18 protein-coding genes are annotated in these 16,096 nt (G+C 60.2%); 8 read left to right on the top strand and 10 right to left on the bottom strand.

Annotated features, from left to right (window positions below; translation table 11 throughout):
• Positions 1–139 precede the first annotated feature (139 nt).
• Positions 140–1,267 (top strand): glycerophosphodiester phosphodiesterase, encoded by a 1,128-nt coding sequence (locus tag ACYZTK_RS21835; RefSeq protein WP_462011731.1) that lies wholly within the window; start codon positions 140–142, stop codon positions 1,265–1,267.
• Between the two features lie 182 nt (positions 1,268–1,449).
• A complete protein-coding gene (locus tag ACYZTK_RS21830; RefSeq protein WP_462011730.1) occupies positions 1,450–1,755 on the top strand; it encodes a PepSY domain-containing protein in 306 nt (101 codons plus the stop codon).
• Positions 1,756–1,819: 64 nt separating this feature from the next.
• On the opposite strand, the gene ACYZTK_RS21825 is transcribed toward ACYZTK_RS21830, so the two are convergent.
• Complete coding sequence (locus ACYZTK_RS21825; RefSeq protein WP_462011729.1) at positions 1,820–3,445, bottom strand: methyl-accepting chemotaxis protein; 1,626 nt, start codon at positions 3,443–3,445, stop codon at positions 1,820–1,822.
• Positions 3,446–3,740: 295 nt separating this feature from the next.
• Here ACYZTK_RS21825 and ACYZTK_RS21820 point away from each other — a divergent pair, with 295 nt between their 5' ends.
• Positions 3,741–4,760, top strand: a complete 1,020-nt coding sequence (locus ACYZTK_RS21820; RefSeq protein WP_462011728.1) for a transporter — start codon at positions 3,741–3,743, stop codon at positions 4,758–4,760.
• 174 nt (positions 4,761–4,934) lie between these two features.
• Here ACYZTK_RS21820 and ACYZTK_RS21815 read toward each other — a convergent pair whose 3' ends face one another.
• Entirely contained in the window at positions 4,935–5,375 is a 441-nt protein-coding gene (locus ACYZTK_RS21815; protein WP_462011727.1) for a multidrug/biocide efflux PACE transporter, read from the bottom strand.
• 90 nt (positions 5,376–5,465) lie between these two features.
• Here ACYZTK_RS21815 and ACYZTK_RS21810 point away from each other — a divergent pair, with 90 nt between their 5' ends.
• Positions 5,466–6,320, top strand: a complete 855-nt coding sequence (locus tag ACYZTK_RS21810; RefSeq protein ID WP_462011726.1) for a LysR family transcriptional regulator — start codon at positions 5,466–5,468, stop codon at positions 6,318–6,320.
• 117 nt (positions 6,321–6,437) lie between these two features.
• On the opposite strand, the gene ACYZTK_RS21805 is transcribed toward ACYZTK_RS21810, so the two are convergent.
• The 4 genes from ACYZTK_RS21805 to ACYZTK_RS21790 form a co-directional block, all read right to left on the bottom strand.
• Positions 6,438–7,673: an RNA polymerase sigma factor gene (locus ACYZTK_RS21805; protein ID WP_462011725.1), complete on the bottom strand. Its 1,236-nt coding sequence runs from the start codon at positions 7,671–7,673 to the stop codon at positions 6,438–6,440.
• Complete coding sequence (locus ACYZTK_RS21800; RefSeq protein ID WP_462011724.1) at positions 7,673–8,164, bottom strand: SRPBCC family protein; 492 nt, start codon at positions 8,162–8,164, stop codon at positions 7,673–7,675. The genes ACYZTK_RS21805 and ACYZTK_RS21800 overlap by 1 nt, the downstream gene beginning before the upstream one ends.
• 26 nt (positions 8,165–8,190) lie before the next feature.
• Positions 8,191–8,535, bottom strand: a complete 345-nt coding sequence (locus ACYZTK_RS21795; RefSeq protein ID WP_462011723.1) for a YciI family protein — start codon at positions 8,533–8,535, stop codon at positions 8,191–8,193.
• Between the two features lie 79 nt (positions 8,536–8,614).
• Positions 8,615–9,040: a YybH family protein gene (locus ACYZTK_RS21790; protein ID WP_462011722.1), complete on the bottom strand. Its 426-nt coding sequence runs from the start codon at positions 9,038–9,040 to the stop codon at positions 8,615–8,617.
• Between the two features lie 141 nt (positions 9,041–9,181).
• Between ACYZTK_RS21790 and ACYZTK_RS21785 the strand changes: the two genes are divergently transcribed.
• Positions 9,182–9,694 (top strand): GNAT family N-acetyltransferase, encoded by a 513-nt coding sequence (locus tag ACYZTK_RS21785; RefSeq protein ID WP_462011721.1) that lies wholly within the window; start codon positions 9,182–9,184, stop codon positions 9,692–9,694.
• Positions 9,678–10,283 carry a pyridoxamine 5'-phosphate oxidase family protein gene (locus ACYZTK_RS21780; RefSeq protein WP_462011720.1) on the top strand — a complete coding sequence of 202 codons (606 nt, stop codon included), beginning with the start codon at positions 9,678–9,680 and terminating at the stop codon, positions 10,281–10,283. The genes ACYZTK_RS21785 and ACYZTK_RS21780 overlap by 17 nt, the downstream gene beginning before the upstream one ends.
• 175 nt (positions 10,284–10,458) lie before the next feature.
• Here the strand turns inward: ACYZTK_RS21780 and ACYZTK_RS21775 are convergent, their stop codons facing one another.
• The 3 genes from ACYZTK_RS21775 to ACYZTK_RS21765 form a co-directional block, all read right to left on the bottom strand.
• Positions 10,459–10,947: a GNAT family N-acetyltransferase gene (locus ACYZTK_RS21775; protein WP_462011719.1), complete on the bottom strand. Its 489-nt coding sequence runs from the start codon at positions 10,945–10,947 to the stop codon at positions 10,459–10,461.
• Positions 10,948–10,989: 42 nt separating this feature from the next.
• Complete coding sequence (locus ACYZTK_RS21770) at positions 10,990–11,478, bottom strand: GyrI-like domain-containing protein (RefSeq protein WP_462011718.1); 489 nt, start codon at positions 11,476–11,478, stop codon at positions 10,990–10,992.
• 68 nt (positions 11,479–11,546) lie between these two features.
• Positions 11,547–12,209, bottom strand: coding sequence for a LysE family translocator (locus ACYZTK_RS21765; protein WP_462011717.1), 663 nt, complete (start codon positions 12,207–12,209; stop codon positions 11,547–11,549).
• Positions 12,210–12,348: 139 nt separating this feature from the next.
• Here ACYZTK_RS21765 and alaC point away from each other — a divergent pair, with 139 nt between their 5' ends.
• Together alaC and ACYZTK_RS21755 are read left to right on the top strand one after the other, a co-directional pair.
• Positions 12,349–13,566, top strand: a complete 1,218-nt coding sequence (gene alaC / locus ACYZTK_RS21760) for an alanine transaminase (RefSeq protein ID WP_462011716.1) — start codon at positions 12,349–12,351, stop codon at positions 13,564–13,566.
• 214 nt (positions 13,567–13,780) lie between these two features.
• Positions 13,781–14,599 (top strand): RHS repeat-associated core domain-containing protein, encoded by an 819-nt coding sequence (locus ACYZTK_RS21755; protein ID WP_462011715.1) that lies wholly within the window; start codon positions 13,781–13,783, stop codon positions 14,597–14,599.
• 72 nt (positions 14,600–14,671) lie between these two features.
• Here the strand turns inward: ACYZTK_RS21755 and ACYZTK_RS21750 are convergent, their stop codons facing one another.
• Positions 14,672–16,024 carry a GntP family permease gene (locus tag ACYZTK_RS21750; protein ID WP_462011714.1) on the bottom strand — a complete coding sequence of 451 codons (1,353 nt, stop codon included), beginning with the start codon at positions 16,022–16,024 and terminating at the stop codon, positions 14,672–14,674.
• Positions 16,025–16,096: the final 72 nt, after the last annotated feature.

The raw sequence follows: 16,096 nt of genomic DNA, 5'->3' as shown, positions 1-16,096 counted from the left end.
GGCCAAGAGTACTGCAAAGAACCGCACAAATGCGCCAAAAAAAATGCTTTTAAACAGGTTTATGTCGGTCTGAAGATAGCGCTGGCGGCGCTCAGTTGTTAAAAGGGACGTCATTGAAAATTGCGAAAGGACCTCGACCATGGCTGTCACCTTCACTCAAAGCGCCCTGCTGCTGAGCGTGCTGCTCGGCCTCGGCCAGGCACAGGCCGCCAGCGAGCCAAGCCCTACCGCCCTGGCTACCCGCCTGGGGATTCCGCACCCGGCAGTGATCGCGCATCGCGGCGCGTCGTTCGATGCACCGGAATCTACCGCCCCTGCCTACAAGCTGGCCCGTGACCTGGGCGCCGATTATCTCGAGCTGGACCTGCAGCGCAGCAAGGATGGCGTGCTGTTTGCCCTGCACGACGACAACCTGCAACGCACCACCGACGTTGCCACCAAGTTTCCCGAGCGCAAGGACAGCCCGGCCAACGCCTTCACCCTCGCCGAGCTGAAAACCCTCGACGCTGGCAGCTGGTTCAACAAGGCTTACCCGGATCGCGCGCGTGCGTCCTACGTCGGCCTGAAGATCCTGACCCTCGACGAAATCATCGACATCGCCCAGGGCAACCCGTTGCACAAGCCGGGCCTGTACATCGAGACCAAGGAGCCCAAGCAGTTTCCAGGACTGGAACGTGACCTCAAGGAAAAGCTCCAGGACCGCGGCTGGCTGAGCCCCGCCGGCTCGAAGCTGGCTAAGAGCGCACTGGGAGTAGGCCAGGGTCAGGGCAAGGTGGTGCTGCAGACTTTCGAAAAGAGCAGTCTCGAGTTGCTGGAAAAGGAAATGCCGCAAGTGCCGAAAATTTTGTTGCTGTGGGTAGGCCCAGGCAGCATCGAACCCAAGTCTGCGGTGACTTTCGCTGAATCCGGCGATAAGGACAAGGCCACCTACTACGCCAGGCAGGAACCGAAGAGCAAAGCCGAATTCCAGCAGTGGGTCGAGTACGCGAAGTCGGCGGGCGCCATCGGCACCGGGCCTTCTGCGGCGTTGACCAAAGGTGGTGATCAGAGCTACTCGGACCTGGTGCAACCCTGGATGAACCAGTACACCCACGATCAGGGTTTGCTGGTGCACGTCTACACGATCGATGATGCGGTGGATTACCAGAAGGTCACGGATGCGGGCGTTGATGGCATCTTTACCAACCGTGCGAGTGAGCTGTTGAAGTTCTACAAGCGTCCGGCCGCGGCGAGTGTTGGGCAGTTGTTGCAGAATAATGGGTATTGAGGTGGGACCGAGGTGACTGCATCGCGGGCAAGCCTTGCTCCCACATAAGGCTTGCTCTCCAACCAGCCTTGCTCCCACAGAGGGAACACCCAGTCCCAATCACCTTGTGGAATTAAGCCTGAATTAAGTTGCCACAGTTAATCTGGTCCCACTTAAACAGCCCATCCAAGGAAAGAACCTGAATGAAAACTTTGACTGCTCTCTTCACCGCTGCTGCCCTGACCCTCACTGCAGGCTTGGCTCAGGCTGATGTGCCGGTTGATCAGATTCCGAAGCTGGTCACGGACGGCAAGATCAAGTCTCTGGAAGACCTGAACAAGATCGTGATGAAGCTGCACCCAGGCGCCACCATCACCGACAGCGATCTGGACAACCACTTCAACAACTACGAGTACGAAGTTGAACTCAAAGACGCCAAAGGCGTTGAGTGGGACGTCGACTTGAACGCCGCCACCGGCGAAGTGCTGAAAAACAAACAAGACGACTGATCAACCGATAAAAAAAGCCGCACGATCTCACGATCGTGCGGCTTTTTGCTGTTCAGGATAATCACTACGCACTAAGGCGCGCCGTCACCTCATTCAGCTGCCCGGACAACCCATGCAGGTTGTGACTGGCCGCTTCAGTGCGCTGCACGTTATCCAGGTTGGTGCTGGCAATGCTGGTGATCTCGGTCAGGTTGCGCGAAATGTCTTCGGCCACCGACGTCTGCTCTTCAGCGGCCGTGGCAATCTGGCGGTTCATGTCGCGAATTGCTTCCACCGCAAGGGTGATGCGCTCCAGCATGGCCCCGGCCTGGGTGACTTGCTCGACACTTTCTTCACTGCGCGACTGACCGCTCTCGATCGCCTGAGCCGCATCCACCGCGCCGGTTTGCACGGTCTGGATGATCTGATTGATCTCGATGATCGACGCCGCCGTGCGCTGGGCCAGGCTGCGGACTTCATCGGCCACCACGGCAAAACCACGCCCTGCTTCACCGGCACGGGCCGCTTCGATCGCGGCGTTGAGCGCCAGCAGGTTGGTCTGCTCGGCGATGCCGCGAATCACTTCCAGGACCTTGCCGATGCGTCCGCTGTCGGTTTCCAGCTGGCGGATGACCGTCGCGGTGTTGGCGATTTCGCCGCGCATCAGGGTGATGGTGTGAATGGTGCCCTGCATGACCTTTTCACCCTGCTGGGCTGACTGGTCGGCGTCGTCGGCAGCACGCGCCGCATCGGCGGCGTGACGGGCAACTTCCTGGGCGGTGGCGGACATTTCGTTCATCGCCGTCGCCACCTGATCGGTGCGGTTGAACTGCTCATTGGTGCCGCCGGCCATGAGGCTGGCGATCGACTTCAACTCGCCGCTGGCGCTGTCCAGGTCCGACGCACTGCGTTGCAGGCGGCTGAAGGTATCGGCGAGAAAATCGCGCAGGGTATTGGCCGCGATGGCCAGCTTGCCGAGCTCATCCTGACGGGTATTGGGCACTCGATCGGCAAACCGACCCTGGCTGAGTTGTGCCACGTACTCGATCAGTTTGCGGATCGGCTCGACCAGGTTGCGGTTGACCAGCCACAGGCTCAACAGGCCGATCAACAGACCTGAAACGAGCATCACCACGATCCCCAGCAGCACGGTGCGATCGGCACTGGCGCTGATGGCTGTCGACTGCTCGGCGCCTTGCTTGCGCAACTCGCTGACCAGTTCGCTCATCTGATCGCTGGCGGCACGGTCGACACCCTTGACCGCAGCGTCCCCCGCCGTCGGGTCAGCACCAGACGCGACATAGGCATCGCGACCTTTCTGGTACGCCGCGCCCAACAGGCGATGCTCATCGCGCAGCCGTTCGATGCGCGTTTTCAGTTGCGACTCGATGCCTTTCTGCCCGGCCAGTTCACCGAGGATGTTCTGCACGTCGCGCTGACGCTCCTCGAACTGCTTCCAGTATTTGGCCAGCTCAGCCGGTTGCTTGCCGCGCAGCAGAACGTTTTTCCATTCCTGCACCTGCACCTTGAATTGCAGGTTCGCTTCATCGATCAGTTGCGAAGTGTGCAACGGTCCTTCGACGAGATTGGCGTAGCTCTGCACGCCACTGGACAGGAAGTGAAAGCAGGCCAGGGCGATCAGCAACATCGCCAGCAGGCTGCCGCTCAACAAGGCAAGGATTTGAGCTCTCAGGGATTTTTGCAAAAACATCGAGTGGACTCTCATGACAGGGATAAGGCACGCCCGGCAGGCGTGCAAGATGTCCGGACCTCCCTGTCGGCGACGCTGGTCCACGACCGTCATCGCGGTGATCGCGGTGATCGCAAGTTACAAGCCAGCCACCCATCATCGGCGAGCCAGAGCCTTTCTTTAGCGGTTCCGACCGCCGGTGCAAGACAAATCAGCGGTCATCCAGCTGTCACAATACGGTCAGAATCCCTTGCGATGATGCGGCTCCAGTGAACCTGAAAAACTTCGCAACATTCGCCCCCCGCAGCGAGCGCCCATGAACCACAGCATTGATCACAACCATCGCGATCAGGATCTTTTCGGGCTGTTGTACGGGTTCAGTTTTCGACCCGGCGAACCGGGGCGCGAGATCGATTCAGCGAAAGCGTTGCAGTGTTTGCAGCAGGACGACAGCGACGAATTCCTCTGGCTGCACCTGAACCTCGCCCACGCCGCCTGCGAGCGCTGGATGAAAAGCCACCTGGAATTGCCCGACGAGTTTTTCGAGGCGCTGCATGAGGGCTCGCGCTCGACGCGCATCGAGCACGTGGATTCGGCGTTGCTGGCGGTGGTCAACGACGTGGTGTTCAACCTCAGCAGCATGGTCTCCTCCGACGTGTCGACGCTGTGGGTCTGCGCCCGCAGCCGGCTCATCATCAGCGCGCGCCTGCAACCTTTGCACTCGGTGGACAAGCTGCGCTCGTCGGTGAAAACCGGTGAACGCTTTCGCTCGCCGCTGGAACTGCTGGTGCATCTGCTGCGCGACCAGGGTGAAGTGCTGACGCAGATTGTGCGGCGCACCAGCCTGAGCGTCGATCAGATCGAAGACGAGTTGCTGTCGTCCCGACTGTCCACCAACCGCGCGGAACTGGGCGCCAATCGCCGGGTGCTGGTGCGCTTGCAACGCTTGCTGGCGCTGGAGCCGGGCTCGCTACTGCGCTTGCTCAATCGTCCGCCGCAATGGCTGCAAAAGGAGGACGTGAAGGAGTTGCGCAAGTCCACCGAGGAGTTTGCGCTGATCATCAACGACCTGACGGCGCTGGGTGAGCGGATCAAGTTGTTGCAGGAAGAAATCGCCGCCAACCTCAATGAACAGAGCAACCGCACCTTGTTCACCCTCACCGTGGTGACGGTGCTGGCACTGCCGATCAATATCATTGCCGGGTTCTTTGGCATGAACGTCGGCGGGGTGCCGCTTTCGGGGGATCCGGAAGGGTTCTGGATTCTGGTCGCGCTGGTGGCGACCTTCACGGTGATCGCCGGACGCTGGGCATTTCGCAAGCGGCAGGATTATTAAGATCAAAAGATCGTCCGATCGCGGCCCGAGCCTTCGGCAGCTCTACAGGTGATCGGCGTAGGAGCTGCCGAAGGCTGCGATCTTTTGATCTTGATTTTAAAAACAAGATCAAAAGATCGCAGCCTCCGGCAGCTCCTACAAGATTGCGTGTAGTCCGATGGACCGCGTCATCGTTCATCGCGGGCAAGCCTTGCTCCCACAGACCAACCGCTCCCGGACCACGTCATACACCCAGTGATAAACGTAGGTATATGGCAGGAAAAACAGCAGCACACCGATATCCAGCACAAACGCCTGCCACAGACTGATATCCAGCCACCAGGCAATCAGCGGCACACCCAGTGCCACCAGGCCGCCCTCGAACAGCAGCGCATGCACCACCCGAACCCAGGCGCTGCGCACGACGTTCAGGTGCGTCAGTAAACGGTCAAACAATCCGTTGAAAATTACGTTCCAGGCAAGCGCCAGGGCCGCGATGGCCATGGTGACCACGCCCATGTCGAGCATCGGTTTATCCATGACCCACGCCAGCAACGGGGTACAGATGACAATGGCCAGCAGTTCGAAACCGACGGCCTGGAATACACGTTCTGTGATGGATTTGTCGGCGCTCATGACCTGACTCCTCTGGGTGACTGTGGTTGCCATGATCCGCCATCACCCCGATACTTCATAACCAATAACCATCGATCAAGGCGATAGTTCATGGCCTCTCACGAAGTGTTGCTGGCGTTTGTCCAGGCGGCCACCCAAGGCTCGTTTTCAGCGGCGGCGCGCAAGCTCGGGCGCAGTCAATCGACCATCAGCGCTGCGGTCGCCAGCCTGGAAATCGACCTCAACCTGACGCTGTTCGATCGCAGCAGCCGCAAGCCCAGCCTGACCCCGGCCGGTCACGTGATGCTGCAACGGGCCGAGGAGATCCTGGCGGCCACCAGTCGCCTGGAGATGACTGCCAGCCAGCTGTCCCAGGGGGTTGAGGCGAAGCTCACCGTGGCGATTTCCGATACCTATCAATCTGATCGGTTCGAGGCGGCGTTAGGTGCGTTTGAGCAGCGTTATCCAGACCTGGAGCTGGAGTGCCTGATTGCCGAATGCGATGACCTGGTGGCGTTGGTCCAGTGCGGTCGGGCGCATGTGGCGTTTGCCGAGATGCAGGACAGTTATCCGCCGGACCTGGTCAGTTCGACCGTCGAGGAACAGACGGAAATCGCGCTGTTCGTCTCGCGCAAGCATCCGCTGGCGAGCGTCACCGGTATCGATCAGGACGTGCTGCAGCAGCACCGCGAATTGCGTCTGGCGACCATCGTCAATCCCTATGAAAGCCGGGCCAAGGGCCGCGTCTGGTCGGCGCCGAGTTACCTGATGCTGCTGGAAATGGCCCAGGGCGGGTTCGGCTGGGCGCCATTGCCGCGCTGGCTGGTGGGGCGGTTTGGCGCGGGGGAGTTGGTGGAGTTGAAGGTGCGTGGGTGGCCGAAACCTTTGTGCGTTGATGCATTGTGGTCGCGGCTGCATCCGCCGGGGCCGGCGGGGAGTTGGTTGTTGGGCAAGATGTTGGAATAGGATCAAAAGATCAAGATCAAAAGATCGCAGCCTTCGGCAGCTCCTACAGGGGGATCGCGTTCTAATGGTAGGAGCTGCCGAAGGCTGCGATCTTTTGATCTATGCGCGACAGCAGCACTAATCCAACCCGCGCAACCGGCTTTCCAGAAACCGCCGTTCCGGCGCCTGCTGGGTCAATTCCAGTGCTCGCACATACGCCGCCCGCGCCTGCTCGACCCGGCCCAGCTGCCGACAAAACTCGGCCCGCGCGGAGTGCGCCAGGTGGTAATCCAGCAGCTCACCGCGCTGCAGAATTGCGTCAATCAGCATCAACCCCACCAACGGCCCATCACGCCGCGCCAACGCCGCGGCGCGGTTCAACTCCACCACCGGCGACGGCACTGCCCTCAGCAACACGTCGTACAAACCCACTATCTGCGGCCAATCCGTATCCGCAGCCGTCGGCGCCTCGGCGTGCACCGCCGCAATCGCCGCTTGCAGGCAATAAGGCCCAAAGCTGCCTGCGGACAATGCTCGCTCTATCAGCCCGCAGCCTTCGGCAATCAGCTCGGCATTCCACAGCGTACGATCCTGCTCATCCAGCACAATCAACTCACCCGCTGCTGAGGTTCGCGCCGGGCGGCGCGACTCGTGCAGCAACATCAGCGCCAGCAGCCCCAGCACCTCCGGTTCTGGCAGCAATTCCATCAGCAGGCGCCCGAGGCGAATGGCTTCGCGAGTCAGCTCCTCACGGGTCAATTCCGCGCCAACGGACGCTGAGTAGCCTTCGTTGAACACCAGATAGATCACCCGCAACACGCTGTCGAGACGCTCGGGCAATTCGCTGAGGGTCGGCACCTGGTAGGGAATTTTTGCGTCACGGATCTTCGCCTTGGCGCGCACGATGCGCTGGGCGATGGTGGCCGGGGCGGCGAGGAATGCCCGGGCGATTTCCTCGGTGGTCAGGTCGCAGACTTCCCGCAGCGTCAGCGGCACCTGCGCGTCGGCGGCCAGCGCCGGGTGACAACAGGTGAAGATCAGGCGCAAGCGATCGTCTTCCACTTCCTCACCACTCCAGTCCGCCTGCTCCAGTTCCTCCAGTTGCGCGATCAACAGCGGGCGCGAGGCGTTGAAACGAGCACGCCGGCGCAATACGTCGATGGCCTTGAAGCGCCCGGTGGACACCAGCCAGGTGCGCGGATTATCCGGCACGCCGTCCCTTTGCCAACGCTCGACTGCAACAAAAAACGCTTCGTGTAGCGCCTCTTCAGCCAGGTCAAAATCACCAAGCAAGCGAATCAGCGTCGCGAGGATTCGCCGCGAGTCTTCGCGGTAGACCTGCTCGACCAGAGCGCTGACCGCCGAGCCAGGCATCAGTCCGGCATGCCTTCGGTCACCAGCGTGACCAGTCGATCCAGGCTCTGCCCCCAACCGTCGTGAAAGCCCATGGACTCGTGAGCCTGGCAATCCTCCTCGGACCAGTGTCGCGCCCGCGCGGTGTACAGCGTTCCGCCTGCATGCTCCTCAAGCGTCACCTCGGCGGACATGAACGGTTTGCCCGAAGGAATCCAGCCGGGGATAAACGCATCGGTAAACACCAGGCGCTCGGGCGCGACGATTTCCAGGAACACGCCCTGGGTCGGGTATTCGGCACCGTCCGGGGCGCGCATCAGGGTGCGGAATTGCCCGCCCACCCACAGGTCCATTTCGCATTCCGGCGTGGTCATGCCGTGGGGCCCCCACCACTGGGTGAGCAAGGCAGGCTCGGTCCAGGCGCGAAAGATCTTGCGGCGCGGCGCGTCGATCAGGCGGCTGATCGACAACTCAAAGGCGGCAGGGGTTTGTTGAAGAGCATTCGGACTCATGAAAAATCTCCTGTTGTGATTGTTATTCAGGGATTCAACTGGCGAACGGGGCGCACCTCGACACAGCCCACCCGGGCCGCCGGAATGTCGGCAGCGACTTGCAAGGCTTCATTGAGGTCGCGGGCATCAATCAGGTAGAAGCCGGCCAACTGCTCCTTGGTTTCGGCAAACGGGCCGTCGGTAATCGACACCTTGCCGTTGCGCATGCGCACGGTGGTCGCGGTCTGCACCGATTCCAGCGCCTCGGCCGCAATCATCCGCCCGCTGCCCTGGATGGACTCGGCATAGGCCATGCATTCTTCGTCTTTGGGGCTTTGTGGCAGCGAATGCAGTTCACGTTCGTTGCTGTAGACCAGGCATAAATACTTCATGGCGCACTCCCGGATCGAACGGATCAACTATGGCTCAGTTTGGCGCCCAGGCGCCCTTTCCCGACGACCAGCCCGATTTTCAGGGCTGCAGATCGAACAGCATGGCGCCGCTGGCCATGTCGAAGGGGGCCGACCAATGTTCATGCACGATCCGCCATTGGCCCGCGTCGCGCCGATAACAGGCAGTGCCGCGCATCCAGCAGGACTGGGTTTCACCTTTCTCGTTGGTGCCGCCGCAGTGGGTCAGCCAGTGGGCAAAAGCGATGTGCTCGTCGGCGACGATATTCACCTGATCGAAGTCGAACAGGTGCGGGCCCGGGCACGACTCCATGCAGTCCAGCCAATGCGCGCGATAGGCGGCCCTGCCGCGAAATTGCAGGGCCTTGACCGCGTCGAAGGAAACGACGTCGTCGGCATACAGGGCCATGATTTTCTCCACGTCCTTGGCGATCACCGCCTGGCGGTACGTGTCGATCAGGGTCTCAATTTCGGTGGTAGCGGTCATGAGCGTTCTCCGTGGTTGTTGTTGTGAAGACACCCTTAGTCGTCTGGTGAACGGGCGGATCGACAGTCCAAATAAAAACAATCAACCCACGCAAACTCGCTAGAATCCGAAATTCATATCGATTGGAACAAGGACACTCCAGTGACAAGCCAACTCGTGCCTTACGAACGCCTGACGACGCTCCAGCGCCAGCAGGTCGAGGCCATTGAAGTTCACCCGCAGCAGATCAAGTTCTGCGGCGATATCCACGGGGCGCTGCACAGCCTGCTGTCCAAGCCAGGCCCGGGGGTCAAGGGATTTGCCCTGCTGGTCGAAGAGGTGCCCGTGGCCTTCCTGCTACTCAAGCGCCCACCGGTGTTGCCCGCCTGGGCCAATGAACACAGCGCCACCTTGCACGCGCTGCAGGTCGATCAACGCGCCCAGGGCAAGGGATATGGCAAGGCCTGCCTGGAGGCCCTGCCCGAGGTTGCCCGCCAGACCTGGCCGGAAATCCGCGGGCTGGAATTGTCGGTGGATGCAGACAATGCAGCGGCGATCGCCCTGTATGTAAAATTCGGCTGGGTCGACAGCGGCGAAGCCTATCGCGGCCGCATCGGCTATGAACGGCGCATGGGCCTGGTGTTCGAGGAGGTTAATCATGCTCAACAGCATTGAACAACTGGAAGCGCTGTACGGCCTGCCCCACGACCGCGCCGTGCGCAAGCAGATCCCGTTCCTCAACGAGGACTACCAGGCGATGGTGCGCGCCTCGCCACTGGTGATCATCAGCTCCGTAGGCCCCGACGGCATGGACGGTTCGCCGCGGGGCGACACGCCCGGTTTCGTGCGCATCATCGACTCGCAGACCCTGGCCATCCCCGACCGCCCGGGCAATAACCGCATCGACACGCTGCGCAATGTGGTGCGGGATTCGCGGGTGTCGCTGCTGTTCATCATTCCGGGGATCGGGGAGACATTGCGGGTCAACGGCACCGCGCAAATCAGCGCCGAACCGCAGCTGCTGGACAGCTTCGCGGTCAACGGCAAGCCGGCGCGCACGGTGATGCTGGTGACGGTGGACGCCGCGTATTTCCATTGCTCGAAAGCGCTGGTGCGCTCGGATCTGTGGAACCCGGAGAAGTACCTGGATCGCTCGGCACTGCCCACGGCGGGAGCGTTTCACAAGCGGTTGAATGATGGGGCGTTTGATGCGGACTCATACGACCGGGAGGCGCCGGGCCGGGTGAAGGATAGTCTTTACTGACAACCCGATCTAACGGCCGTCCCGGTCCCACTGGATAAACCGAATCCCCCGTAGGAGCTGCCGCAGGCTGCGATTTTTTGTTCTTGATCGCAAAAACAAGATCAAAAGATCGCAGCCTTCGGCAGCTCCTACGCGTACGCGGGAAAATCGCGTTACAGGTCAGGATTATCTCGTGTTACAGGGCCAGGATCATCTCATGCCACGCCCTCCCGCCGTGGTCCGACGCCGACGGCTTGATGTAGGCAAACCCGAAACCGGCATACAACGGGACATGCTGCTCCCTGCACATCAGATGAATGCTCGCCTTGCCCATCCCGCGCATGCGTTCGATGAACTCACCCAACAACACCTTCGCCAGGCCCTGCCCCTGATAATCCGGGTGCACCACCACCGACATGATCACCACATTCGGACCCGCCGGGTCGTGGCCGATCAACTCCTTGAAGGCCTCGTCCGACATCTCCACCTCAAACGCCGCCCCGGAATTGATAAACCCGGCGACCACGCCCTCCACCTCGGCCACGATGAACCCCTCAGGCCAGGTTGCGATGCGCTTGGCGATCTTTTCCCGGGTCGCGGCTTCGTCGCCTTCGTAGGCGACAGTTTCAATGGCGTAGCAGCGGTCCAGGTCAGCAGGCGTGACGAGGCGGATAACAGGGGTCATGGCAGCTCGATGTCAGCGTTAAAAAAGGCCGGCGATCATAGATTATTCCGGCTTTAGCGGCAGCCAGATTTCCAGCACACCGGTATTGAGGTTCGGATTGAAATCTGCACTGTAGCGCTCGAACTCAGGGGCATCTGCCGCCTCGCGCCCGGACTGCGGCAACCAGGTTTTCCAGATGTACTGGAAAGTCTGCGGCAGGCTGGCCAAAGAGCCCTTGTGCTCGAATACCGCGTAATGCTGGGGTTGAACCTCGACCCAGCGGTATTTCTCCGGCAGGTCATCGAGCTTGCTGATCTCGACGCCGGCGATGTATTCGAAGCCGCCTTTGCCATCCGGATTGCAGCAGATGCCGTAGGTCACTTCGCCCTTCTGGCCAGGGATCTTGCCAATCTCGGGGATGAATTTTTCCCAAAGATCCGGAATGCCGGAGGTAGTCGCTTGGGTAAATCGCCCGCCTAGCCCTGCGATCAACAGGAAGTGCCCCGCTTCGAAGCGAGGTTCAGTTACTTCCACGGTTTTTTGCTCGTCCATGACTCGACTCCTGGAATGTAAAAAGTGGGTTCGGCTGGGAGTATAGAAGCCAAACCCGATTCGCCAAATTAGAGCGCGTGCAGCTGCTCGACGGCGCCGCTGCCAAAAAACTCGTTATAACCCGATAGAATCACGTACACCGCGAAATAGCAGAAGATCGCCGCAGAAGCCATATAGGAGTAGCGCAGCAGTTTATCGCCCAGCAGATTGCCGCCATGACTCGCGGCGAAGCACAGGCCGGCCGACCACAACAATCCGGCGCAGAGGAACCCGCCGAGAAACAGGGCCGAACTCAGGGCTCCACCACCGCCGGAACGCGCGATCAGTGTGCCACCCACCGCAGCGAACCAGAGAATCGCACTGGGCGACGACATGGCCAGGAAAATCCCGCGGAAGAACTCCTTGCGATGGGAGTTCTGCCCCACCTCGGCGGTTTGCGCCAACACCGCTTCGTGGTGAATCGCCGAATAGATCATCTTCGCCGCAAAATACACCAACAGCGCCGAGCCGCCGATCCACAACACCCAGCGCACGGTTTCGTACTGCAGCAATACCGTCATCCCCGCCAGCGCCAACACGGCGTAGATCAGGTCGCCGACACAGGTCCCCAATCCCAGGGCAAAGCCTTGCAAATAGCCGCGTTGCATGGCCAGGGTGATCATCGCGATATTGGCCACGCCAATGTCCAGGCACAACGAAAGGCTCAGCAAGAAGCCACTGGTGAATTCCATCTAACGGTTTCCTTCGGAAAATTTTGTTTACAAAGCCGCTGGACAGTCTGCCACAGCTGCCCTTACATTCCGCCACAGGCCACCGCAGTGGCCGGCGTCGCTCGGACGGTTCCGGGCGCTTACGTTATCCGAGGCAACAATGGCCGAACAAGGTTCGCCGCGCCGCTTTGCGCGCATAGATCGACTCCCCCCCTATGTTTTCAACATCACCGCCGAGCTGAAAATGGCTGCTCGTCGTCGTGGCGAAGACATTATCGACTTGAGCATGGGCAACCCCGACGGCCCGACGCCGCCGCACATCGTCGAAAAACTGGTCACCGTCGCCCAGCGCGAAGACACCCATGGTTACTCCACGTCCAAGGGCATTCCGCGCCTGCGCCGGGCGATTTCCAACTGGTACAAGGATCGCTACGAGGTCGACATCGACCCGGAGACTGAAGCCATTGTCACCATCGGTTCCAAGGAAGGCCTGGCGCACCTGATGCTGGCGACGCTGGATCAAGGCGATACCGTGCTGGTGCCGAACCCGAGCTACCCGATTCACATCTACGGTGCCGTGATTGCCGGCGCCCAGGTGCGGTCGGTGCCGCTGATTCCTGGCGTGGACTTCTTTGCCGAGCTGGAACGTGCGATTCGCGGTTCGATCCCCAAACCGAAAATGATGATTCTCGGCTTTCCGTCCAATCCCACTGCGCAGTGCGTGGAGCTGGATTTCTTCGAGCGGGTGATCGCCCTCGCCAAGCAGTATGACGTGCTGGTGGTGCACGACCTGGCGTACGCCGACATCGTCTACGACGGCTGGAAAGCCCCGTCGATCATGCAGGTGCCCGGCGCAAAGGACATCGCGGTGGAGTTTTTCACCCTGTCCAAGAGCTACAACATGGCCGGCTGGCGCATCGGTTTCATGGTCGGTAACGCAGAACTGGTCAACGCCCTGGCGCGGATCAAGAGTTACCACGATTACGGCACCTTTACCCCGCTGCAAGTCGCAGCCATTGCGGCGCTGGAAGGCGATCAGCAGTGCGTCAAGGACATCGCCGAGCAATACCGGCAGCGCCGCAACGTGCTGGTCAAGGGCCTGCATGAGCTGGGCTGGATGGTGGAAAATCCGAAAGCGGCGATGTACGTCTGGGCCAAGATTCCCGACGCCTACGCGCACCTGGGCTCGCTGGAATTCGCCAAGAAACTGCTGGCCGAGGCCAAGGTCTGCGTCTCGCCGGGTGTGGGTTTCGGCGAGTACGGCGATGATCACGTGCGCTTCGCCCTGATCGAAAACCAGGACCGAATCCGCCAGGCCGTGCGCGGCATTCGCGGGATGTTCCGGGCGGATGGGCTGGCAAGCAAAACCACAGCCTGACACCTCAACTGTAGGAGCGAGCCTGTGGGAGCAAGGCTTGCCCGCGATGGCGGCGGCACATCCGAAACAGATGTGACTGACATACCGCCATCGCGAGCAGGCTCACTCCTACAGTTGTCGGCGTTGTATTCGAGAGCACCTGGCAACTCTGTCAGTTTCCGACTCTGGACCAAAGTGAAATGCTGGGGCGCCGTCAAACAAAAAAGGCCTCGCCATGTCCCCTTCACAATCTACAGCTCCCCAATCTCGCACGCTGCTGTTAGCGACTGACTGCAAAAACTCGGTGCTGACCGAGATGGCTGGCCCCATCAATCACCTGGCGTACACACCCTATGGTCAGCAGTCTTCCCGGCAGAAGGTCATGACGCGGCTGGGCTTCAACGGCGAGCTATGTGAGACAAGCCGGGGTTGGTACATTCTGGGCAAAGGATATCGTGCGTATAACCCGAGACTGATGCGATTTCACAACCCGGACAAATTCAGTCCGTTTGATAAAGGGGGGTTGAACGCCTATCTGTATTGCGGTGGCGAGCCGGTGATGCGAGCAGATCCGAGCGGAGAAGGTTGGGTCTTTAATGCATTTGCGACTGTTATGAATATCCTTTCCCCGGTCGGCCCGAGCGGCAGGGTTGCCAGCTCGACTTCTCCACGACCAGGCGGCGTCCTGGGAGCTTTGTATTTAATCGGCAATACACCGAAAGCACCCGTCAAGCTCGGGCGTGGAAGCCGAAACGCCAGTAAAACCAGTAAACCCACCCGAAACCAGAATGTGCCCGGCCCTCAGTTCAACTCCCCAACTAATCCGAAATACCCTGACGCGAAATCAAACCAAGTCCCCCAACCTACATCCCAGCCCACCACTCACGGTGGAGGTCGCCCCGGACACATTATCGATAAAGGTAACTATGATGCCCGTGACAACAACGTGTACAGCACGGAAAAATCGAGAGACGGAGTCAAAATCCAGGGCGTCAACTCGGGCAGAGCTCAAATGCCTTCAACTTCCGCAGCTTCCAAGATACGCCGTCGATAGAATGCAAATTCACGCCCGGAACACCCACAAAAAAACCGCATCTCTGCGGTTTTTTTGTAGCAAACACCGCGTTTAAACAAACATCGACAACAATAGAATAAAGCCCAACGCCACCACGGACAGGATGGTTTCCATCGCGGTCCAGGTCTTGAAAGTCTCGACCACGGTCATGTTGAAGTACTGCTTCACCAGCCAGAAACCCGCGTCGTTGACGTGGGACAGCACCAGCGAGCCCGCACCGGTTGCCAGCACCAGCAACTCGCGGTTCACGCCCGGGATCATGCCGACTACCGGCACCACGATGCCCGCGCCAGTGATGGTGGCCACGGTCGCCGAACCGGTGGCGACACGAATCACTGCGGCTACCAGCCAGGCCAGCAGGATCGGCGAGATCTGCGCGTTCACCGCCATGTGGCCGATCACGTCGCCCACGCCGCTGGTAACCAGCATCTGCTTGAAGCCACCACCGGCACCAATGATCAGGATGATCGCCGCAGTGGGTGCCAGGCTGGCGTCGAGCAGGCCGAGGATGCGTTTGGAATCCATGCCCTGGCGATGGCCGAAGGTGTAAAGCGACAGCAGCAAAGCCAGCAGCAACGCCGAGATCGGGTGACCGATCATGTCCATCCAGGTGCGGAAGAAGTTGCCATCCGGCAGCGCGACGTCGGCGAATGTTTTCAACAGCATCAGGAACACCGGCAGCAGCACGGTGATCAGGGTGATGCTGAAGCTTGGCAGGTTGGTCGATTCCGGCTCACGGGCCAGTTGATCCACCAATTCCTGGTTGGCATGGCCGGGGATGTACTTGGCAATGAAGGTACCGAAGATCGGCCCGGCGATGATCGCCGTTGGCAGTGCCACGATCAGCCCGTACAGGATGGTCTTGCCAATGTCGGCACCGAACACGCCGATCGCCAGCAACGGACCCGGGTGCGGTGGCACCAGGCCGTGCACCGCCGAAAGACCGGCCAGCAGCGGGATACCGATCTTGATGATCGATACACCGGTGCGCCGCGCCACGATAAACACCAGCGGGATCAGCAGCACGAAGCCGATTTCGAAGAACAGCGGGATGCCGACCAGGAACGCGGCGAACATCATGGCCCACTGCACATTGTCCTTGCCGAAGGCGCGAATCAGGGTCTGGGCGATCTGATCCGCCCCGCCCGATTCGGCCATCATCTTGCCGAGCATGGTGCCCAGCGCCAGGATGATCCCGACAAAACCGAGTACCCCGCCGAAGCCGTCCTGGAACGCCTTGATGATGGTACCGATCGGCATGCCCGAGGTCAGGCCGAGAAACGCTGCGGCGATGATCAGGGCAATGAACGGGTGGAATTTGAACTTGGTGATCAGGACGATAAGCCCGATCACCGTGACCACTGCATCGAGCAGCAGGAACGTCTCGTGGGACATGCCAAACATTAGGGGTGTCTCCTGGTTGTTGTTGTTATTAAAGCGGGTAATTCGCAAGTCATCAGGACAGCGCTATCTTTT

The organism is Pseudomonas sp. LB3P31 (assembly GCF_054897945.1).
The sequence above is the reverse complement of the archived record's forward strand: the minus strand, read 5'-3'. Positions and strand labels throughout refer to the sequence as shown.

Coding starts and splice junctions, on each gene's coding strand:
- ACYZTK_RS21835 (WP_462011731.1), top strand. CDS start 140: ATGGCTGTCACCTTCACTCAAAGCGCCCTGCTGCTGAGCGTGCTGCTC.
- ACYZTK_RS21830 (WP_462011730.1), top strand. CDS start 1,450: ATGAAAACTTTGACTGCTCTCTTCACCGCTGCTGCCCTGACCCTCACT.
- ACYZTK_RS21825 (WP_462011729.1), bottom strand. CDS start 3,445: ATGTTTTTGCAAAAATCCCTGAGAGCTCAAATCCTTGCCTTGTTGAGC.
- ACYZTK_RS21820 (WP_462011728.1), top strand. CDS start 3,741: ATGAACCACAGCATTGATCACAACCATCGCGATCAGGATCTTTTCGGG.
- ACYZTK_RS21815 (WP_462011727.1), bottom strand. CDS start 5,375: ATGAGCGCCGACAAATCCATCACAGAACGTGTATTCCAGGCCGTCGGT.
- ACYZTK_RS21810 (WP_462011726.1), top strand. CDS start 5,466: ATGGCCTCTCACGAAGTGTTGCTGGCGTTTGTCCAGGCGGCCACCCAA.
- ACYZTK_RS21805 (WP_462011725.1), bottom strand. CDS start 7,673: ATGCCTGGCTCGGCGGTCAGCGCTCTGGTCGAGCAGGTCTACCGCGAA.
- ACYZTK_RS21800 (WP_462011724.1), bottom strand. CDS start 8,164: ATGAGTCCGAATGCTCTTCAACAAACCCCTGCCGCCTTTGAGTTGTCG.
- ACYZTK_RS21795 (WP_462011723.1), bottom strand. CDS start 8,535: ATGAAGTATTTATGCCTGGTCTACAGCAACGAACGTGAACTGCATTCG.
- ACYZTK_RS21790 (WP_462011722.1), bottom strand. CDS start 9,040: ATGACCGCTACCACCGAAATTGAGACCCTGATCGACACGTACCGCCAG.
- ACYZTK_RS21780 (WP_462011720.1), top strand. CDS start 9,678: ATGCTCAACAGCATTGAACAACTGGAAGCGCTGTACGGCCTGCCCCAC.
- ACYZTK_RS21775 (WP_462011719.1), bottom strand. CDS start 10,947: ATGACCCCTGTTATCCGCCTCGTCACGCCTGCTGACCTGGACCGCTGC.
- ACYZTK_RS21770 (WP_462011718.1), bottom strand. CDS start 11,478: ATGGACGAGCAAAAAACCGTGGAAGTAACTGAACCTCGCTTCGAAGCG.
- ACYZTK_RS21765 (WP_462011717.1), bottom strand. CDS start 12,209: ATGGAATTCACCAGTGGCTTCTTGCTGAGCCTTTCGTTGTGCCTGGAC.
- alaC (WP_462011716.1), top strand. CDS start 12,349: ATGGCCGAACAAGGTTCGCCGCGCCGCTTTGCGCGCATAGATCGACTC.
- ACYZTK_RS21755 (WP_462011715.1), top strand. CDS start 13,781: ATGTCCCCTTCACAATCTACAGCTCCCCAATCTCGCACGCTGCTGTTA.
- ACYZTK_RS21750 (WP_462011714.1), bottom strand. CDS start 16,024: ATGTTTGGCATGTCCCACGAGACGTTCCTGCTGCTCGATGCAGTGGTC.